This is a genomic window from Type-A symbiont of Plautia stali (genome assembly GCF_059731155.1).
Genome location: NZ_AP035891.1, coordinates 3,539,981 through 3,556,319 on the forward strand (window position 1 = coordinate 3,539,981; position 16,339 = coordinate 3,556,319).

Genomic DNA, 16,339 nt, shown 5'->3' on the forward strand with positions numbered 1-16,339 from the left:
TTTTTCCGGAGATTGTAATGGCTATTCCAAAACTGACTTCTTATGCGCTGCCCGCCGCCACTGAGCTGCCGGCTAACAAAGTACAATGGGCGCTGGAGCCGCAGCGCGCGGCGCTGCTGATTCACTATATGCAGGCCTATTTCCTCAACTTCTGGGGCGAAGACAGCCCGCTGGTGAATCAAGTGGTGGAGAACATTGCCCGCCTGCGCGCTTACTGCAAAGCGCAGGGTATTCCGGTGTTCTATACCGCCCAGCCCAACCAGCAAAGCGATGAGGATCGCGCGCTGCTGAATGATATGTGGGGACCGGGGCTGAACAAACATCCGGATCAGCAGAAGATCGTCGACGCGCTGGCGCTGGAGTCTATCCTGCAGGAGATGGGCCGCGATCAGCTGATCATTACTGGCGTGTATGCCCACATCGGCTGCCTGACCACCGCCACCGACGCCTTCATGCGTAACATCCAGCCGTTTATGGTGGCCGATGCGCTGGCCGACTTCTCGCGCGACGAGCATATGATGGCGCTAACCTACACCGCAGGCCGCAGTGGCAAAGTGGTGATGACCGCCGACCTGATGCCGCTACCACAGAGCAAGGACGCGCTGCGCACACTGATTCTGCCGCTGCTGGAAGATGACGACGTGCCGGAAGATGATGAAAACCTGATCGACTATGGGCTGGATTCGGTGCGCGTTATGGCGCTGGCAGCGCGCTGGCGCGATTGTCACCATCGCCTCTAACGCCGCGCACGCCCCGCGCCTCGGCATGTCAGCCTATGGGGGCGTCTAAGGCAGCGCTGCGCAGCCTGTGCCAGACGGTTGGCCTCGAGATGGCGCGCCCTACGGCGTGCGCTGCAACATTGTCTCACCGGGATCAACCGATACCGATATGTAGCGCAGCCTGTGGCATACGCCGGAAGCCGAGCAGGAGATCGTGAACAATATCCTGTTCCTTGCCTCGGATCTTGCCAGCCACGTGGTGCTGCAGGATATTGTGGTGGACGGTGGCGCAACGCTGGGAGCCTGAGGCATGGCAATCTGGAAACGTACGGTGGATCTCGCCACGCTGCTGAATCAGCTGGGCGATAACTCGCTGGTGGCGCATCTGGGGATCGTGTTTACCGCGATCGGTGACGATTATCTGGAGGCCACCATGCCGGTAGATAGCCGCACGCAGCAGCCGTTTGGCCTGCTGCACGGCGGCGCGTCGGTGGTGCTGGCGGAGTCGATGGGCTCAATTGCTGGTTACCTGAGCGTGGAAGAAGGTAAAAGCGTGCTGGGCATTGAGGTGAGCGCCAGCCATCATCGGGCGGTGAGCAGCGGCGAGGTGCGCGGTATTTGTCGTCCGCTGCATCTGGGGGCGCGCAATCAGAGCTGGCAGATTGAGATACGCAATGGTCGCGATCAGCTGTGTTGTGTTGCAGTTCGCGGCTGACGGTGGCGGTGCTGGGGTAGTTTTGGCTCCTCTGCGGCCTGATGCCCTCACCCTGCCCTCTCCCACGGGGAGAGGGAATGATTGTGCGGCCTGGTGCTTTCTCCTGCGGGGAGAGGGATGATCGTGCGGGCTGGTGCTCTGCGCTAAACAGCAATAAAAAAGCGGCCATCTGGCCGCTTTTTTTCGCTGAAATCAACGCTGATAAATGATCTCGACGCCTTCGTCGTCTTCATCATCCCAGTCTTCGTCTTCTTCCACTTCCTGAGCATTTTCCAGCGCTTCACGGTGGTAATCATCCCACATGAAGGCCACTTTCTCTGGCTGCTTCACTTCTTCTTCCGCTTCTTTTGGATTCGCGATGATAAAGCTCATCACATCCCAGCACAGCTCATTGACACCGTCACGGCTGGCAGCGGAGATCAGACAATATTTCTCATCCCAGCCCAGCGCTTCGGCAATCGCTTTAGCGCGGCTTTCCGCCTCTTCACGGCTCAGCAGGTCGGTTTTATTGAACACCAGCCAGCGCGGTTTCTGGTACAGCTTGTCGCTGTATTTCTCCAGCTCGCCGAGAATGATGCGGGCGTTTTCTACCGGATCGGATTCGTCGATTGGCGCGATGTCGATAAGGTGCAGCAGCACACGGCAGCGCTCCAGATGCTTGAGGAAGCGAATCCCGAGGCCCGCGCCTTCCGCTGCGCCTTCAATCAGGCCGGGAATGTCGGCAACCACGAAGCTCTTTTCGCTGTCCATACGCACCACGCCAAGGCTCGGCACTAAGGTGGTGAACGGATAATCCGCCACTTTTGGCTTCGCCGCTGATACCGCACGGATAAAGGTGGATTTACCGGCGTTGGGCAGACCCAGCATACCCACGTCTGCCAGCAGCATCAGTTCCAGCTGCAGGTCGCGCTTCTCGCCCGGCGTGCCCATGGTTTTCTGACGCGGCGTACGGTTCACTGACGATTTGAAGCGGGTGTTGCCCAGACCGTGCCAGCCACCCTTCGCCACCATCAGCTTTTGCTCATGGCGCGTCATGTCCCCCAGCGTTTCGCCCGTGCCCTGATCGATAACGCGCGTACCCACCGGCACTTTAACAATGATGTCTTTACCGCGTTTACCGGTACAGTCACGACTCTGGCCATTCTGGCCACGTTCGGCGCGGAAAGATTTTTCGAAACGATAATCGATCAGGGTGTTGAGGTTTTCATCCGCCAGCAGGTAAACATCCCCGCCGTCACCGCCGTCACCGCCGTCCGGTCCCCCTTTGGGAATGTACTTCTCGCGGCGGAAGCTGACGCAACCGTTGCCACCATCACCCGCGACCACCAGGATCGTCGCTTCATCAACAAACTTCATTTTTTATCTCCGTCACACTGTCGTTTGCGCCACGCTGCGGGCGACAAACGGGTCCGCCAGGGGCTTCTGGGCTGACCGGCGGCGGATAATACAGGATTGGCAAAGCCATGTGTACATAAAGTGTACAGCAAACTGAGGCGCAAGGTCAGCGTGATTGCCGTAACCTGCGGCAGAATGTAAAAAGCCCTGCAAAGCTGCAGGGCCTTCCATTCGTGTGTTCACACGTTAATCGTCTGCGGCACAACAACCTTACTCAGCAACGATGCTGATGTATTTACGGTTGTTAGGACCTTTAACTTCGAATTTAACTTTGCCGTCTGCGGTAGCAAACAGAGTGTGGTCACGACCACAACCTACGTTGTTACCGGCGTGGAATTTGGTACCACGCTGACGAACGATGATGCTACCTGCCAGAACAGATTCACCACCGAAACGCTTAACACCCAGACGTTTTGCATTGGAGTCGCGACCGTTACGAGTCGAGCCACCAGCCTTTTTATGTGCCATTTGTCAGATCTCCTCTTTACGCGCTGATCACAGTGATTTTCACATCAGTGAACCACTGACGGTGACCAGCTTGCTTACGGTAGTGTTTACGACGACGAAACTTAACGATTTTAATTTTCTCGCCACGACCGTGAGCAACAACTTCTGCCTTGATCACACCGCCTGAAACCAGTGGCACGCCGATTTTCACGTCTTCGCCATTTGCAATCATCAGAACCTGGTCGAACTCGATGGTTTCACCGGTTGCGATGTCCAGCTTTTCCAAGCGAACGGTCTGACCTTCGCTTACTCGGTGTTGTTTACCACCACTTTGGAAAACCGCGTACATATAAAACTCCGCTTTTGCGCATGCCTTTCTGTTCATCAGGCGGCGCGATAAATATTCACAATAGGGCGCGAATTCTACGCAAAACTCCAGCAGAAGACAAGTGCACTTTGCACTCTCTTGCAGAAAAAAAGCGCAGGACGAATGCAAACGTTTCTCAACCCGATTTTTCAAGTACAATCAGTAACAGATTACCTGAACTCACGCTGGGTAAAAGCGCTTACCATGCAGAAAACGAGTCAAAGCTGAACAGACGAATGAACTTAGAACAGATTAACGAATTAACCGCGCAGGACATGGCGGCCGTCAACCAGACCATCCTCGACCAGCTGAATTCAGATGTCTCACTGATTAACCAGTTGGGCTATTACATCATCAGCGGGGGAGGCAAACACATCCGTCCGATGATCGCGGTGCTATCAGCACGCGCGCTGAATTATCAGGGATCGCTGCATGTGACCAATGCGGCGCTGATCGAATTTATCCACACGGCGACGCTGCTGCACGATGATGTGGTGGATGAATCCGATATGCGCCGTGGCAAAGCCACCGCTAACGCCGCGTTCGGCAATGCGGCGAGCGTGCTGGTCGGGGATTTTATCTATACCCGCGCCTTCCAGATGATGACCAGCATGGGATCGCTGAAGATCCTCGCACTGATGTCCGAAGCGGTGAACGTGATCGCCGAAGGGGAGGTGCTGCAGCTGATGAACTGCAACGATCCGGATATCACCGAAGAAAGCTACATGCGGGTGATCTACAGCAAAACCGCCCGCCTGTTTGAAGCCGCTTCGCAGGCTTCGGCGATCCTCGCAGAGGCCACGCCAGCGCAGGAGAAAGCGCTGCAGGATTATGGCCGCTATCTCGGTACAGCGTTTCAGCTGATCGACGATCTGCTGGATTACAGCGCCGACGGCGAGACGCTGGGCAAAAACACCGGTGACGATCTGAGCGAAGGTAAGCCGACGCTGCCGCTGCTGCACGCCATGCACAACGGCACGCCAGAGCAGGCGCAGATGATCCGCAAGGCAATCGAAGAGGGTAATGGCCGTCATCTGCTGGAGCCGGTGCTGGCGGCAATGCAGCAAACCGGTTCGCTGGAATGGACGCGCAAACGCGCCGAAGAAGAGGCGGATAAAGCCATCGCCGCGCTACAGGCACTGCCAGAAACGCCGTGGCGCAGCGCGCTGGAAGCACTGGCGCATATGTCGGTGCAGCGCGATTTCTGACTTGCTACGGGGCCGTTCGGCCCCGTTTTTATTTCTCCCCCCTGCTCTGCCCGTCTGATTACATTCCCTTGCAGCATTTTTGCGAAAAACTGCGCAGTTTCGTGCACAGGCAAAACAATTACTGGAAACATATGGAAATTATTTACTATAAAAATCCGGATTTTTCAATTATCTCTGCGCAGGAGAGCCACAGCGCTGCAGAGATGGAGCACTAACACGGACACGGAGAAGAGAGTTATGCATGCAAGGAGAGAAGACTGGCATCCGGCAGATATCATTGCTGCCCTGCGCAAGCGCGGTACGTCACTGGCCGCTCTGTCACGTCAATCTGGCCTCAGTTCATCGACGCTGGCCAACGCGCTGTCACGCCCCTGGCCTAAAGGTGAATGGCTGATCGCCACGGCACTGAAGGTCCATCCTTCCGAGATCTGCCCAGCCGCTATTTTGATCCGGTCACACAGCGTCTGCTCGATCGTAAAAAACGCATTCGATCGCTCCAGGATCTGAAAAAGATCGTTTCACGCGGATAAACCAAAAAAACCAGCCACGCTGTCGTGACTGGTTTTCATGGTTGGCAATCAGGACAAAGGATTACTCGCCGCTGACGCGCTCGATGTTGGCGCCTAACGCTTTCAGCTTGTCTTCAATGTGCTCGTAGCCACGATCGATGTGGTAAATACGATCCACCAGCGTCGCACCTTCTGCAATGCAGCCTGCCAGTACCAGACTGGCTGACGCACGCAGATCGGTCGCCATCACCTGCGCGCCGGACAAGGTTTCGACACCGTGACAGATAGCGGTGTTGCTTTCGATTTCGGCGTGCGCCCCCATACGAATCAGCTCCGGGATGTGCATGAAGCGGTTTTCGAAGATGGTCTCGGTAATTACGCCGGTGCCTTCAGCCACCAGGTTGAGCAGCGTAAACTGCGCCTGCATGTCGGTCGGGAAACCCGGGTGCGGTGCGGTACGGATGTTAACCGCCTTCGGACGCTTGCCGTGCATATCCAAGCTCACCCAGTCTTCGCCGACTTCAATCTCCGCACCCGCGTCACGCAGTTTCGCCAGCACGGCGTCAAGCGTGTCTGGCTGCGCATTGCGGCACACCACTTTGCCGCGCGAGATAGCGCCGGCAGCGAGGAAGGTGCCGGTTTCGATACGGTCCGGCAGCACGCGATAGACGCCGCCGCCGAGGCGCTCAACGCCCTCGATGGTGATTTTGTCGGTGCCGGCACCGCTGATTTTCGCGCCCAGCGTGTTAAGGAAGTTTGCCGTGTCGACAATCTCCGGTTCACGCGCCGCGTTTTCAATGATGGTGGTGCCCGTCGCCAGCGTTGCGGCGCTCATGATGGTCACGGTTGCGCCCACGCTGACCTTATCCATCACAATGTGCGCACCCTTCAGGCGGCCATCCACGGAGGCTTTAACATAGCCCTCTTCCAGTTTGATCTCGGCACCCAGCTGCTCCAGGCCGGCAATGTGCAGATCGACCGGGCGCGCACCAATCGCACAGCCGCCCGGCAGAGAAACCTGGCCTTGGCCAAAACGCGCCACCAGCGGCCCCAGCGCCCAGATGGAGGCGCGCATGGTTTTCACCAGATCGTAGGGCGCACTGAAAACATTAACTTCGCGCGCATCAACGTGGACCGAACCATTGCGTTCAACGCGCGCACCGAGCAGGCTCAGCAGCTTCATGGTGGTATCGATGTCACGCAGCTTCGGCACGTTCTGAATCTCTACCGGCTCTTCAACCAGCAGCGCAGCAAACAGAATCGGCAGCGCAGCATTCTTCGCCCCGGAAATGGTCACTTCACCGCTTAAACGGGTGGGGCCTTGCACACGAAATTTGTCCATTAACACGGCTCTCAATTATCTATCAACAAAACAGCCAGAGCGGCGCTTAGAAAGCGTTGAGTTTACGGTCGCGCGCCCACTCGGCTGGGGTATAAGTCTTGATGGACACCGCATGAATACGGTTATCCGCAATGTATTCCATCAGCGGCGCGTACACAGCCTGCTGTTTCTTTACGCGGCTCAGCTCGCCAAACATTTCGCCTACGGCAATGACCTGGAAATGGCTGCCATCGTTGCTGAGAACATGTACTTCTTCTAACGGCAGCGCCTGCATTAGCACGGCCTGAACTTCACTATTTTCCATCGCTCATTGCTTCACTTGATAATAATAAGGCGGATATCTTAGAGGAAAGCGCCTGACTCTTAAATACGCAAAAGCCCCTGAAAAAATCAGGGGCTTTGTCAGCAGCGCCGTTAATCAGGCGATTTGTTCGGCAGAAACAATAATCTGCTGCAGGTTGTACAGCTTGATTAAAGAGTCGAGCTTATCGGTGATACAACTGAAAAGCGGCGTCGTGCCCTGCGCCCGCGCGATTTCGCGCAGATGCACCAGCAGCGCCAGCCCGGCAGAATCAACCCGATCCAGCGCCGCCACGTCAATCGTGGTGATACCGGCCATGGCGCTGTCACGCCCCTGCCACAGCGCCAGCAGCGTATCGCGGTCCAGTTTGCCGCTCAGGGCCAGCGTGCTGGCAGTGCGCTGCCAGCGTAACGGTTCGCTCATTTATTGCTGCTTGTCCAGAGTGATAGGCTGTGCGGCATAGGTTTTCAGCTGCGCAGTCAGGCCATCGATGCCTTTGGTGCGCAGCAGATCGCTCCACTCATTCTGTTTGGTGGTGATCATGCTGATGCCTTCGGCAATCATGTCATAAGCCTGCCAGTTGCCGGTCTGGCTGTTCTTGCGCCACTGGAAATCAAGGCGCACCGGCGGACGGCCGTTGGGATCGATGATGGTGACGCGAATCGCCACGATATTGGCATCGCCAATCGGCTGCTCAGGCTGAATCTGGTAAGTCTGGCCATGGTACAACGCCAGCGTCTGACCATCAGCCTGCGCCAGATAATCCCCGAACGCGGCAAAGTAGGCGTCGCGCTGCGCCGGCGTGGCTTCGCGGTAGTAACGGCCCAGTACCAGCGCACCCGCGTATTTAATCTGCACGTACGGCAGCAGCTCCTGCCGCACTATTTCGCGCAGGTAGTTAGGATCCTGCTTAATCTTCGGCTGTTCGTTCTTCAGGCGGGTAAAGGTCTTCTCCGCTGCTTCGTTCATCATCTTGTACGGATTGCTCTGGTTGGCGTCCGCTGCGTTTGCCGCCAGCGGCGCGATGGCCAGCAGGGCCACCATCAGGAAACGTTTTAACATCGTGTTGTACCTCTCTGGGTTATCCCGTTGTAGCAGGTGCTGCCGGGGCGCTCGCGCTGGCGGCGCCCGACGATTTCTCATTGTCCTTGTTGTCGCCGCTCTTGTAGAGGAACTGGCCGATCAGGTCCTCCAGCACCAGCGCCGACTTGGTATCCCGCAGCGTGCCGCCATCTTTCAGCATCGCCGAGCCAAGCTCCGGGTCGTCAAAACCTAAGTTGAGCGCGAGGTACTGCTCGCCCAGCAGACCCTGGGTGCGAATCGCCAGCGAGCTGGTGTCAGGAATTTTATTGGCATACTGCTCGCTGATGTCCATGGTGACGCGCGGCGACAGCGTTTTGTCATCCAGTGAAATGTCGGTGACGCGGCCAATCACCACGCCGCCAATTTTCACCGGCGAGCTGACTTTCAGGCCGCCGATATTATCGAAGGTGGCGTACAGCTTCCACGTTGGCTCGGTGCCCAGCGATTTAAGATCGGCGACGCGCAGGCTGAGAAACAGCAGCGCCAACAGCGCAGCCAGCATAAACACGCCAACCCAGATTTCGTTTTTTTTGCTTTGCATTGCATTAATTCCCAAACATCAGTGCCGTCAGCACAAAATCCAGTCCAAGCACCGCCAGCGAAGCATGGACTACGGTACGCGTCGTCGCGCGACTGATCCCTTCCGAAGTCGGGATGGCGTCATACCCATTGAACAGCGCGATCCAGGTCACTGTGATGGCAAACACCGCGCTCTTGATCAGGCAGTTGATCACATCGGTACGAAAATCCACCGCGTTCTGCATCGTCGACCAGAAAAAGCCCGGGTCGATGCCTTTCCAGGCCACCCCGACCAGCGCTCCACCGGCAATGCCCACCGCGGTAAAGATCAGCGCCAGCAGCGGCATACTGATAAAGCCGGCCCAGAAGCGCGGCGAGACCACGCGGCGCAGCGGATCGACCGCCATCATCTCCATGCTGGAGAGCTGCTCGGTGGCTTTCATCAGGCCAATTTCCGCAGTGAGCGCCGAACCGGCGCGTCCGGCAAACAGCAGCGCGGTGACCACCGGCCCCAGTTCGCGCAGCAGCGACAGCGCCACCAGCATGCCCAGGCTGGTTTCCGCGCTGTAAGTGGTGAGTACCAGATAGCCCTGCAGCCCCAGCACCATGCCAATGAACAGGCCGGAGACCACAATGATCAGCAATGACAGCACGCCCACGCTATACAGCTGCTTCACCAGCAGCGGCGCATGCTTACGAAACGCCGGTTTACCCACCAGCGCATGGAAGAGCATTAAGCTCGCCCGGCCAAAGGCCGCATAGGTGTTAATTCCCTGACGCCCAAGTGACGCCAGTGCCTGTAACCACATCAGTTTAGCTTCTCCCTGTGCGGGTCAGATCGCTGAGGTAATCCCCGGCAGCGAAGCGGAACGGCACCGGACCATCCGCATGACCCTCAATAAACTGGCGCACGCGCGGATCGGGATTCTCCCTCAGCTGCGGCGCACTACCCTGAGCAATAATCTTTTGCCCGGCAACAATATAGGCATGATCGGCAATGCTCAAGACCTCCGGCACATCGTGTGAAACTACAATGCAGGTGACGCCCAGCGAATGGTTGAGCTCATCGATCAGCTTGACCAGCACGCCCATGGTAATGGGATCCTGGCCGACAAAGGGTTCGTCGAACATGATCAGCTCCGGCTCCAGCGCAATCGCACGCGCCAGCGCCGCCCGGCGCGCCATGCCGCCGGAGAGTTCGGCCGGCATCAGCTGGGCGGCGCCGCGCAGTCCGACGGCTTCCAGCTTCATCATCACCGTGCTGTGCAGCAATTCTGCTGGCAGCCGGGTGTGTTCGCGCAGCGGCCAGGCAACGTTTTCATAGACGTTAAGATCGGTGAACAGCGCACCGGACTGGAAAAGCATGCTCATTTTTTTACGCACGTCATACAGCTTACGGCGCGACAGCGTCGGAATGTTCTGGTCACGAAACCAGATCTCACCTTTGTCCGGCTGCAGCTGCCCGCCAATCAGGCGCAGCAGGGTGGTTTTACCGATGCCGGAAGGGCCCATAATCGCCGTGACTTTGCCCGCCAGAACGGTCAGCAAAATGTCGTCGAAGATGGTGCGATTGCCGCGCGTAAAACTGACGCCACGAACCTCAACCAGATTCGTTTGCTGCTGGATCATCATTACCTCTTTAAACGGATCGGGCGTAATTAACGTGGTGGATGGTAGCCTAGTAAACCACAATGCACGACAGTTTTACAGAAACTTACCCGTCCGGTGTGGCGAAAACGGCCTTAAAATTTACTTTTGCCTCTCAGACAGTCAAAATCAGCGCCTGATTCCGCACGCGCACTGCTTTTACCTGTCGGACAAGGTTTGCCGGCACCGTTATCTATCAAGGATTTTTCATGTTCGTAGCCACTGCCCTGCTGTTTATCGGATTGATTTTACTGGCTTACGGAGCTGACCGCCTGGTGTTCAGCGCCGCGATCCTGTGTCGATCCCTTGGCATTCCCCCGTTGATCATTGGCATGACGGTGGTGAGCATTGGCACTTCACTGCCGGAACTGATCGTCTCGTTTTCTGCCGCACAGCATGGCCAGATGGATTTAGCCGTGGGTACCGCGCTGGGCTCGAACATCACCAATATTCTGCTGATTCTGGGTGGCGCTGCGCTGCTGCACCCTTTAACCGTACACTCCAATCTGATTCGCCGCGAACTCCCTCTGCTGCTGCTGGTCTCACTGCTCAGCGGCATCATGCTGTTTGATAACCAGCTCAGCCGGCTGGATGGCGTAGCACTGCTGCTGCTGGCGCTGGGTTATCTGCTGGTGGCGATCCGCATCGCCCGGCGGGCCGAGCGCGATAATAATGACACCCTGACGCGTGAACAGCTGGCGGAGCTGCCGCGCGACGAAAGCGGCAATACGGTGGCGTTTCTCTGGCTGGCGGTGGCGCTGATTATTCTGCCGATGTCGACGCACATGGTGATCGACAACGCCACGGTGTTTGCGGATTACTTCGGCGTTAGCGAACTGGTGATGGGACTGACGCTGATTGCTGTCGGTACCAGCCTGCCGGAACTGGCCACGGTGCTGGCCGGCGCGCTAAAAGGCGAAGACGATATCGCCATCGGCAACCTGATTGGCGCCAATATCTTCAATCTGGCGATTGTGCTGGGCCTGCCGGCGCTGGTGCATCCCGGCGCGATCGATGCGCACGCCTTTGCACGGGATTACTGGATTATGCTGGGCGTCAGCGTGCTGTTTGCCCTGCTGTGCCTGCTGCGCAAGCGCCGCATCGGCCGCATAGCGGGCACGCTGCTGTTAGGTGGATTTATCGTGTGGGTGCTGTGGCTGTGGCTCAGCCCCACGCTTATCGCAAGCAATTAAGGATGACTGACCATGTCACATCAGCAACCGGATTTCGACTTCCAGCAGGCAGGTAAAGAGGTACTGCGCATTGAACGCGAAGGGCTGGAACAGCTCGACCAGTATATTAACGCCGACTTCAGCCGCGCCTGCAAAATGATCTTTGCCTGCCGTGGCAAAGTGGTGGTGATGGGCATAGGCAAATCCGGCCATATCGGCAAGAAGATGGCCGCCACTTTCGCCAGCACCGGCACGCCGGCATTCTTCGTCCACCCGGGTGAAGCCAGCCACGGCGATCTCGGCATGGTCAGCACCAACGATGTGGTGATCGCCATCTCGAACAGCGGCGAGTCGGGCGAAATCCTCGCGCTGATTCCGGTGCTCAAACGGCAGAAAGTGCAGCTGATTTGCCTGACCAGCCGTCCGGAGAGTGCCATGGGCCGGGCTGCCGATGTGCATTTGTGCGTGAAAGTGCCGCAGGAAGCCTGTCCGCTCGGGCTGGCACCGACCTCCAGCACCACCGCCACGCTGGTGATGGGCGATGCGCTGGCGGTAGCGCTGCTGGAAGCGCGCGGCTTCACGCAGGAAGATTTCGCGCTGTCGCACCCGGGCGGCGCGCTGGGGCGCAAAATGCTGCTGCACGTCAGTGACATTATGCACAGCGGCGATGAAATTCCCCACGTCACCCGTGACGCCTCGCTGCGCGACGCGCTGCTGGAAATCACGCGCAAAAACCTCGGCCTGACGGTGATTGTCGACGACCTGATGAAAATCGAAGGGATTTTCACTGACGGTGACCTGCGCCGCATCTTCGATATGGGCATCGATTTCCAGTCGGCCCGCATACAGGATGTGATGACGCGCGGCGGGATTCGCGTGCGCCCCAACCTGCTGGCGGTAGACGCGCTTAATCTGATGCAAAACAAAAACATCACTGCGCTGCTGGTGGCCGATGACGATCGCCTGCTCGGTGTGGTTCATATGCATGACATGCTGCGCGCTGGCGTGGTCTGAACGGGAAACAACAATGAGTGCTGAAACCACGATGGTCGACACCTGCTACGGCCCGGTGAGCGCCGACGTGATGGCGCGGGCGGCCAACATCCGCCTACTGATTTGCGATGTCGACGGCGTGATGTCCGACGGACTGATTTACATGGGCAATAGCGGTGAAGAGCTAAAGGCCTTTAACGTGCGCGACGGTTACGGCGTGCGCTGCCTGCTGACCTCGGACATCGAAGTGGCTATTATTACCGGCCGCCGCGCTAAACTGCTGGAAGATCGCTGTAAAACGCTCGGCATTACGCATCTTTACCAGGGACAGTCGGATAGGCTTTTGGCCTGGCGCGAACTCCTGGATAAACTGTCACTATCGGCAGACCAGGTCGCGTATATTGGTGACGACCTGATCGACTGGCCGGTAATGGCACAGGCGGGTCTGAGCGTGGCCGTCGCCGATGCGCATCCGGTGTTATTGCCACGCGCGCATTACGTAACGCGCATTGCTGGCGGTTGCGGTGCGGTACGTGAGCTATGCGACCTAATTTTGCTGGCGCAGAACAAATTTGAGGATGCCAAAGGGCAATCAGTATGAGTAAAAGCAGGCGTTGGATAACGCTGATTCTGGCACTGATCGCCCTGGTGCTGATCGGCTGGAATCTTACCAACCAGGACGACAGCGCCACGCCGGTGGCGACCAACGATCAGGCGCCGACCTACACCAGCGCCAATTCCAGCACCGTGGTGTATAACCCGACGGGTGCGCTGGCCTATAAGCTGGTCTCGGATAAAGTGACCTACTTTTCGGCCGAAGAAGTGAGCTGGTTCGATAATCCGGTAATGACCACTTACGACGAAAACAAAGTGCCCACGTGGTCGGTTCGTGCTGACAAGGCAAAGCTGACGAAAGATCGTATGCTGTATCTTTATGGCCACGTTGAAGTACACACATTGACGCAGGATTCCCAGCTTGAGCGCATCATCACGGATAATGCTCAGGTTAATCTGGTCAGCCAGGATGTGACGTCTGACGATCAGGTCACCCTATTTGGCCGCAGTTTTAACTCCACTGGCATGAAGATGCGCGGCAACCTACGGGCAAAGAATGCCGAGCTGCTTGAAAAGGTCAAAACCTCCTATGAAATTCAAAATGAACAAAAATAGCCTTAAGTTGCTGCTGGTGAGTGCGCTGCTGGCAACCAGCCTGCCGGCGCTGGCGTTAACGGGCGATTCGAACAAGCCCGTTAACATCGACTCGGTGAAACAGGCGCTCGATTTGCAGGGTAACGTCGCCACCTTTACCGGCAACGTGATCGTGACCCAGGGCACCATCAAAATTACCGCCGATAAAGTGGTGGTAACGCGTCCGGGTGGCGACAGCCACAAAATCATCGTTGATGCCTACGGCAATCCGGCCACCTTTTATCAGATGCAGGACAACGGCAAACCGGTGCAGGGTCACGCCGCCAAACTGCACTATGAGCTGGCCAACGATTTCGTCGAGCTGACCGGCAACGCCTTTATTGAGCAGCAGGACAGCAACATCAAAGGCGACCGCATCACCTATCTGGTGAAAGAGCAGAAAATGCAGGCCTACAGTCAGGGCCAGAGCAAGCGCGTCACCACCGTGCTGGTGCCGTCGCAGCTGCAGGATAAAAACGGTTCGTCTGCGAGCCCCAAAAAAGAGTAACTGATCGCTATGGCCACATTAGTCGCTGAAAACCTAGCGAAAGCCTACAAAGGCCGTCGCGTAGTAGAAGATGTCAGCCTGCAGGTGAAATCCGGCGAGATTGTCGGCCTGCTGGGCCCCAACGGGGCCGGTAAAACCACCACCTTCTACATGGTGGTAGGCATCGTGCCGCGTGATGCCGGCCGCATTATTATTGATGAAGAAGATATCAGTATTCTGCCGCTGCATGCGCGCGCGCGTCGCGGCATCGGTTATCTGCCGCAGGAAGCGTCGATCTTTCGCCGTCTGAGCGTCTACGACAACCTGATGGCGGTACTGCAGGTGCGTGACGACCTGACGGAAGAGCAGCGTCAGGATCGCGCCAATGAGCTGATGGACGAGTTCCACATCGGCCATCTGCGCGACAGCATGGGCCAGGCGCTGTCGGGCGGTGAACGTCGCCGCGTCGAGATTGCCCGCGCGCTGGCCGCCAATCCAAAGTTTATCCTGCTGGATGAACCTTTTGCCGGCGTTGACCCCATCTCTGTTATCGATATCAAAAAGATCATCGAACACCTGCGTGACAGCGGCCTCGGCGTGCTGATCACCGACCACAACGTGCGTGAAACGCTCGCAGTGTGTGAGCGCGCATATATCGTCAGCCAGGGCCATCTGATTGCCCACGGCACGCCAGATGAAATTCTTGCAGATGAGCAGGTTAAGCGGGTTTATTTGGGCGAAGAGTTCAGACTCTGATAAGGTGTCGGCATACCCGACATTTGCTTAGGAAATTCTAGCCGGATTATGAAGCAAGGTTTGCAACTCAGGCTCAGCCAACAGCTGGCGATGACCCCCCAGTTGCAGCAGGCAATCCGCTTGCTGCAACTCTCTACGCTTGAACTCCAGCAGGAACTGCAACTGGCGCTGGAAAGCAATCCGCTGCTTGAACAAACCGATCTGCACGATGAAGTCGACACCCGCGAGTTTCAGGAGAACGAGGCGTTAGATACCCGTGAGGCACTCGAACAGAAAGAGATGCCGGAAGAGCTGCCGCTCGATGCCACCTGGGACGAGATCTACACGGCCGGTACGCCCTCCGGCACCGGCACCGATTACCAGGACGACGAGCTGCCGGTGTATCAGGGTGAAACCACTCAGTCGCTGCAGGATTATCTGATGTGGCAGGTAGAACTGACGCCGTTCACCGATACCGACCGCGCCATCGCCACCTCCATCGTCGATGCCATTGACGATACCGGTTATCTCACCGTCAGCTTACAGGACATTTGTGACAGTATTGGTGACGAAGAGCTGACGCTGGAAGAGGTGGAAGCGGTGCTGAAGCGCGTACAGCGTTTCGATCCGGTGGGCGTCGGCGCACGCGATCTGCGTGACTGCCTGCTGGTGCAGCTGTCGCAGTATGCGACCGATATGCCGATGCTGAACGAAGCACGGCTGATTGTCAGCGAGCACCTCGACCTGCTGGCTAACCACGATTTCCGCAGCCTGATGCGTGTGACGCGGCTGAAGGAAGAGGTGCTGAAGGAAGCGATGCTGCTGATTCAGTCGCTCGATCCGCGCCCCGGGCAATCAATCAATACCAGCGAGCCCGAGTATGTGATTCCCGATGTGCTGGTGCGCAAGACTGGCACGCGCTGGACGGTGGAGCTGAATGCCGACAGCCTGCCGCGCCTGAAAATCAATCAGCATTACGCCGCGATGGGCGGTTCTGCGCGTAATGACAGTGACAGTCAGTTTATTCGCAGCAACTTACAGGAAGCCCGCTGGCTGATTAAGAGCTTGGAGAGCCGCAACGACACGCTGCTGAAAGTGACGCGCTGTATTGTCGAACAGCAGCAGGCGTTTTTTGAAGAGGGTGAAGAGTATATGCATCCGATGGTGCTGGCGGATATCGCCCAGGCCGTGGATATGCATGAATCCACCATTTCCCGCGTCACCACGCAAAAGTATTTGCACAGCCCGCGTGGCATTTTTGAACTGAAGTATTTTTTCTCCAGTCACGTCAGCACCGAAGGCGGTGGCGAAGCCTCGTCGACGGCGATCCGTGCACTGGTGAAGAAATTAATCTCCGCGGAAAATCCCGCAAAACCCTTGAGCGACAGCAAACTGACCTCCATGTTATCTGAACAGGGCATCATGGTGGCGCGACGTACGGTTGCTAAGTATCGCGAGTCTTTATCTATACCGCCATCAAACCAGCGCAAACAGCTGGTTTGACCGAAACAA

Annotated in this window: 20 protein-coding genes and 2 pseudogenes; 12 read left to right on the plus strand and 10 right to left on the minus strand. The window is 57.2% G+C overall.

The window, feature by feature from the left end:
• Nucleotides 1–17: 17 nt before the first annotated feature.
• The 3 genes and pseudogenes from AC6I8M_RS18910 (at nt 18) to AC6I8M_RS18920 (ending at nt 1,434) form a co-directional block, all read left to right on the plus strand.
• Entirely contained in the window at nt 18–740 is a 723-nt protein-coding gene (locus tag AC6I8M_RS18910) for an isochorismatase family protein (RefSeq protein ID WP_010617351.1), read from the plus strand.
• Nucleotides 697–1,026 (plus strand): annotated as a pseudogene (locus tag AC6I8M_RS18915) (SDR family oxidoreductase); the annotation flags it as partial. The gene AC6I8M_RS18910 and the pseudogene AC6I8M_RS18915, both read left to right, overlap by 44 nt.
• Before the next feature lie 3 nt (nt 1,027–1,029).
• Nucleotides 1,030–1,434, plus strand: coding sequence for a hotdog fold thioesterase (locus AC6I8M_RS18920; protein WP_010617353.1), 405 nt, complete (start codon nt 1,030–1,032; stop codon nt 1,432–1,434).
• Nucleotides 1,435–1,626: 192 nt separating this feature from the next.
• Here AC6I8M_RS18920 and cgtA read toward each other — a convergent pair whose 3' ends face one another.
• From cgtA to rplU, 3 genes are all read right to left on the minus strand, one after another.
• Nucleotides 1,627–2,790, minus strand: a complete 1,164-nt coding sequence (gene cgtA, locus AC6I8M_RS18925) for an Obg family GTPase CgtA (protein WP_010617354.1) — start codon at nt 2,788–2,790, stop codon at nt 1,627–1,629.
• 249 nt (nt 2,791–3,039) lie between these two features.
• Entirely contained in the window at nt 3,040–3,297 is a 258-nt protein-coding gene (gene rpmA, locus AC6I8M_RS18930) for a 50S ribosomal protein L27 (protein WP_006121751.1), read from the minus strand.
• Nucleotides 3,298–3,313: 16 nt separating this feature from the next.
• A complete protein-coding gene (gene rplU / locus AC6I8M_RS18935; RefSeq protein ID WP_010617355.1) occupies nt 3,314–3,625 on the minus strand; it encodes a 50S ribosomal protein L21 in 312 nt (103 codons plus the stop codon).
• A gap of 254 nt (nt 3,626–3,879) precedes the next feature.
• Between rplU and ispB the strand changes: the two genes are divergently transcribed.
• Both ispB and AC6I8M_RS18945 read left to right on the plus strand, forming a co-directional pair.
• Entirely contained in the window at nt 3,880–4,851 is a 972-nt protein-coding gene (ispB, locus tag AC6I8M_RS18940; protein ID WP_010617356.1) for an octaprenyl diphosphate synthase, read from the plus strand.
• A 237-nt stretch (nt 4,852–5,088) separates the two neighbouring features.
• Nucleotides 5,089–5,381 (plus strand): annotated as a pseudogene (locus tag AC6I8M_RS18945) (helix-turn-helix domain-containing protein).
• Between the two features lie 61 nt (nt 5,382–5,442).
• Here AC6I8M_RS18945 and murA read toward each other — a convergent pair.
• The 7 genes from murA to mlaF form a co-directional block, all read right to left on the minus strand.
• Nucleotides 5,443–6,702 (minus strand): UDP-N-acetylglucosamine 1-carboxyvinyltransferase, encoded by a 1,260-nt coding sequence (murA, locus tag AC6I8M_RS18950; RefSeq protein WP_010617358.1) that lies wholly within the window; start codon nt 6,700–6,702, stop codon nt 5,443–5,445.
• Between the two features lie 46 nt (nt 6,703–6,748).
• Complete coding sequence (gene ibaG / locus AC6I8M_RS18955) at nt 6,749–7,006, minus strand: BolA family iron metabolism protein IbaG (protein WP_010617359.1); 258 nt, start codon at nt 7,004–7,006, stop codon at nt 6,749–6,751.
• A 114-nt stretch (nt 7,007–7,120) separates the two neighbouring features.
• Nucleotides 7,121–7,426, minus strand: a complete 306-nt coding sequence (gene mlaB / locus AC6I8M_RS18960; RefSeq protein WP_010617360.1) for a lipid asymmetry maintenance protein MlaB — start codon at nt 7,424–7,426, stop codon at nt 7,121–7,123.
• Nucleotides 7,427–8,065: a phospholipid-binding protein MlaC gene (gene mlaC / locus AC6I8M_RS18965; RefSeq protein WP_010617361.1), complete on the minus strand. Its 639-nt coding sequence runs from the start codon at nt 8,063–8,065 to the stop codon at nt 7,427–7,429. It lies immediately after the preceding gene.
• 19 nt (nt 8,066–8,084) lie between these two features.
• Nucleotides 8,085–8,627 carry an outer membrane lipid asymmetry maintenance protein MlaD gene (mlaD, locus tag AC6I8M_RS18970; protein WP_058948743.1) on the minus strand — a complete coding sequence of 181 codons (543 nt, stop codon included), beginning with the start codon at nt 8,625–8,627 and terminating at the stop codon, nt 8,085–8,087.
• Between the two features lie 4 nt (nt 8,628–8,631).
• Nucleotides 8,632–9,414 carry a lipid asymmetry maintenance ABC transporter permease subunit MlaE gene (mlaE, locus tag AC6I8M_RS18975; RefSeq protein ID WP_010617363.1) on the minus strand — a complete coding sequence of 261 codons (783 nt, stop codon included), beginning with the start codon at nt 9,412–9,414 and terminating at the stop codon, nt 8,632–8,634.
• Nucleotides 9,415–9,418: 4 nt separating this feature from the next.
• Nucleotides 9,419–10,234, minus strand: a complete 816-nt coding sequence (gene mlaF / locus AC6I8M_RS18980) for a phospholipid ABC transporter ATP-binding protein MlaF (RefSeq protein ID WP_010617364.1) — start codon at nt 10,232–10,234, stop codon at nt 9,419–9,421.
• Between the two features lie 227 nt (nt 10,235–10,461).
• Here mlaF and AC6I8M_RS18985 point away from each other — a divergent pair, with 227 nt between their 5' ends.
• The 7 genes from AC6I8M_RS18985 to rpoN are packed head-to-tail and all read left to right on the plus strand — an operon-like array spanning nt 10,462 to nt 16,330.
• A complete protein-coding gene (locus tag AC6I8M_RS18985; RefSeq protein ID WP_010617365.1) occupies nt 10,462–11,445 on the plus strand; it encodes a calcium/sodium antiporter in 984 nt (327 codons plus the stop codon).
• A gap of 12 nt (nt 11,446–11,457) precedes the next feature.
• On the plus strand, nt 11,458–12,438 hold the full coding sequence (kdsD, locus tag AC6I8M_RS18990; protein WP_022547979.1) for an arabinose-5-phosphate isomerase KdsD: 981 nt from the start codon (nt 11,458–11,460) through the stop codon (nt 12,436–12,438).
• 13 nt (nt 12,439–12,451) lie between these two features.
• On the plus strand, nt 12,452–13,018 hold the full coding sequence (kdsC, locus tag AC6I8M_RS18995) for a 3-deoxy-manno-octulosonate-8-phosphatase KdsC (RefSeq protein ID WP_010618245.1): 567 nt from the start codon (nt 12,452–12,454) through the stop codon (nt 13,016–13,018).
• On the plus strand, nt 13,015–13,587 hold the full coding sequence (lptC, locus tag AC6I8M_RS19000) for an LPS export ABC transporter periplasmic protein LptC (RefSeq protein ID WP_498013565.1): 573 nt from the start codon (nt 13,015–13,017) through the stop codon (nt 13,585–13,587). The genes kdsC and lptC overlap by 4 nt, the downstream gene beginning before the upstream one ends.
• Nucleotides 13,562–14,113, plus strand: coding sequence for a lipopolysaccharide ABC transporter substrate-binding protein LptA (gene lptA, locus AC6I8M_RS19005; RefSeq protein WP_041387152.1), 552 nt, complete (start codon nt 13,562–13,564; stop codon nt 14,111–14,113). Before lptC ends, lptA begins: the two co-directional genes overlap by 26 nt.
• A 9-nt stretch (nt 14,114–14,122) precedes the next feature.
• Nucleotides 14,123–14,848: an LPS export ABC transporter ATP-binding protein gene (gene lptB, locus AC6I8M_RS19010; RefSeq protein WP_010618248.1), complete on the plus strand. Its 726-nt coding sequence runs from the start codon at nt 14,123–14,125 to the stop codon at nt 14,846–14,848.
• 48 nt (nt 14,849–14,896) lie between these two features.
• Nucleotides 14,897–16,330 carry an RNA polymerase factor sigma-54 gene (gene rpoN, locus AC6I8M_RS19015; RefSeq protein ID WP_022547981.1) on the plus strand — a complete coding sequence of 478 codons (1,434 nt, stop codon included), beginning with the start codon at nt 14,897–14,899 and terminating at the stop codon, nt 16,328–16,330.
• Nucleotides 16,331–16,339 lie beyond the last annotated feature (9 nt).

What these genes read in the sequence shown, in the direction of transcription:
- lptB (WP_010618248.1), top strand. Translation starts at nt 14,123, where the DNA reads ATGGCCACATTAGTCGCTGAAAACCTAGCGAAAGCCTACAAAGGCCGT.
- cgtA (WP_010617354.1), bottom strand. Translation starts at nt 2,790, where the DNA reads ATGAAGTTTGTTGATGAAGCGACGATCCTGGTGGTCGCGGGTGATGGT.
- lptA (WP_041387152.1), top strand. Translation starts at nt 13,562, where the DNA reads ATGAAATTCAAAATGAACAAAAATAGCCTTAAGTTGCTGCTGGTGAGT.
- rplU (WP_010617355.1), bottom strand. Translation starts at nt 3,625, where the DNA reads ATGTACGCGGTTTTCCAAAGTGGTGGTAAACAACACCGAGTAAGCGAA.
- murA (WP_010617358.1), bottom strand. Translation starts at nt 6,702, where the DNA reads ATGGACAAATTTCGTGTGCAAGGCCCCACCCGTTTAAGCGGTGAAGTG.
- AC6I8M_RS18985 (WP_010617365.1), top strand. Translation starts at nt 10,462, where the DNA reads ATGTTCGTAGCCACTGCCCTGCTGTTTATCGGATTGATTTTACTGGCT.
- ibaG (WP_010617359.1), bottom strand. Translation starts at nt 7,006, where the DNA reads ATGGAAAATAGTGAAGTTCAGGCCGTGCTAATGCAGGCGCTGCCGTTA.
- mlaF (WP_010617364.1), bottom strand. Translation starts at nt 10,234, where the DNA reads ATGATCCAGCAGCAAACGAATCTGGTTGAGGTTCGTGGCGTCAGTTTT.
- rpmA (WP_006121751.1), bottom strand. Translation starts at nt 3,297, where the DNA reads ATGGCACATAAAAAGGCTGGTGGCTCGACTCGTAACGGTCGCGACTCC.
- mlaE (WP_010617363.1), bottom strand. Translation starts at nt 9,414, where the DNA reads ATGTGGTTACAGGCACTGGCGTCACTTGGGCGTCAGGGAATTAACACC.
- kdsC (WP_010618245.1), top strand. Translation starts at nt 12,452, where the DNA reads ATGAGTGCTGAAACCACGATGGTCGACACCTGCTACGGCCCGGTGAGC.
- ispB (WP_010617356.1), top strand. Translation starts at nt 3,880, where the DNA reads ATGAACTTAGAACAGATTAACGAATTAACCGCGCAGGACATGGCGGCC.
- lptC (WP_498013565.1), top strand. Translation starts at nt 13,015, where the DNA reads ATGAGTAAAAGCAGGCGTTGGATAACGCTGATTCTGGCACTGATCGCC.
- kdsD (WP_022547979.1), top strand. Translation starts at nt 11,458, where the DNA reads ATGTCACATCAGCAACCGGATTTCGACTTCCAGCAGGCAGGTAAAGAG.
- AC6I8M_RS18910 (WP_010617351.1), top strand. Translation starts at nt 18, where the DNA reads ATGGCTATTCCAAAACTGACTTCTTATGCGCTGCCCGCCGCCACTGAG.
- AC6I8M_RS18920 (WP_010617353.1), top strand. Translation starts at nt 1,030, where the DNA reads ATGGCAATCTGGAAACGTACGGTGGATCTCGCCACGCTGCTGAATCAG.
- mlaD (WP_058948743.1), bottom strand. Translation starts at nt 8,627, where the DNA reads ATGCAAAGCAAAAAAAACGAAATCTGGGTTGGCGTGTTTATGCTGGCT.
- mlaB (WP_010617360.1), bottom strand. Translation starts at nt 7,426, where the DNA reads ATGAGCGAACCGTTACGCTGGCAGCGCACTGCCAGCACGCTGGCCCTG.
- mlaC (WP_010617361.1), bottom strand. Translation starts at nt 8,065, where the DNA reads ATGTTAAAACGTTTCCTGATGGTGGCCCTGCTGGCCATCGCGCCGCTG.
- rpoN (WP_022547981.1), top strand. Translation starts at nt 14,897, where the DNA reads ATGAAGCAAGGTTTGCAACTCAGGCTCAGCCAACAGCTGGCGATGACC.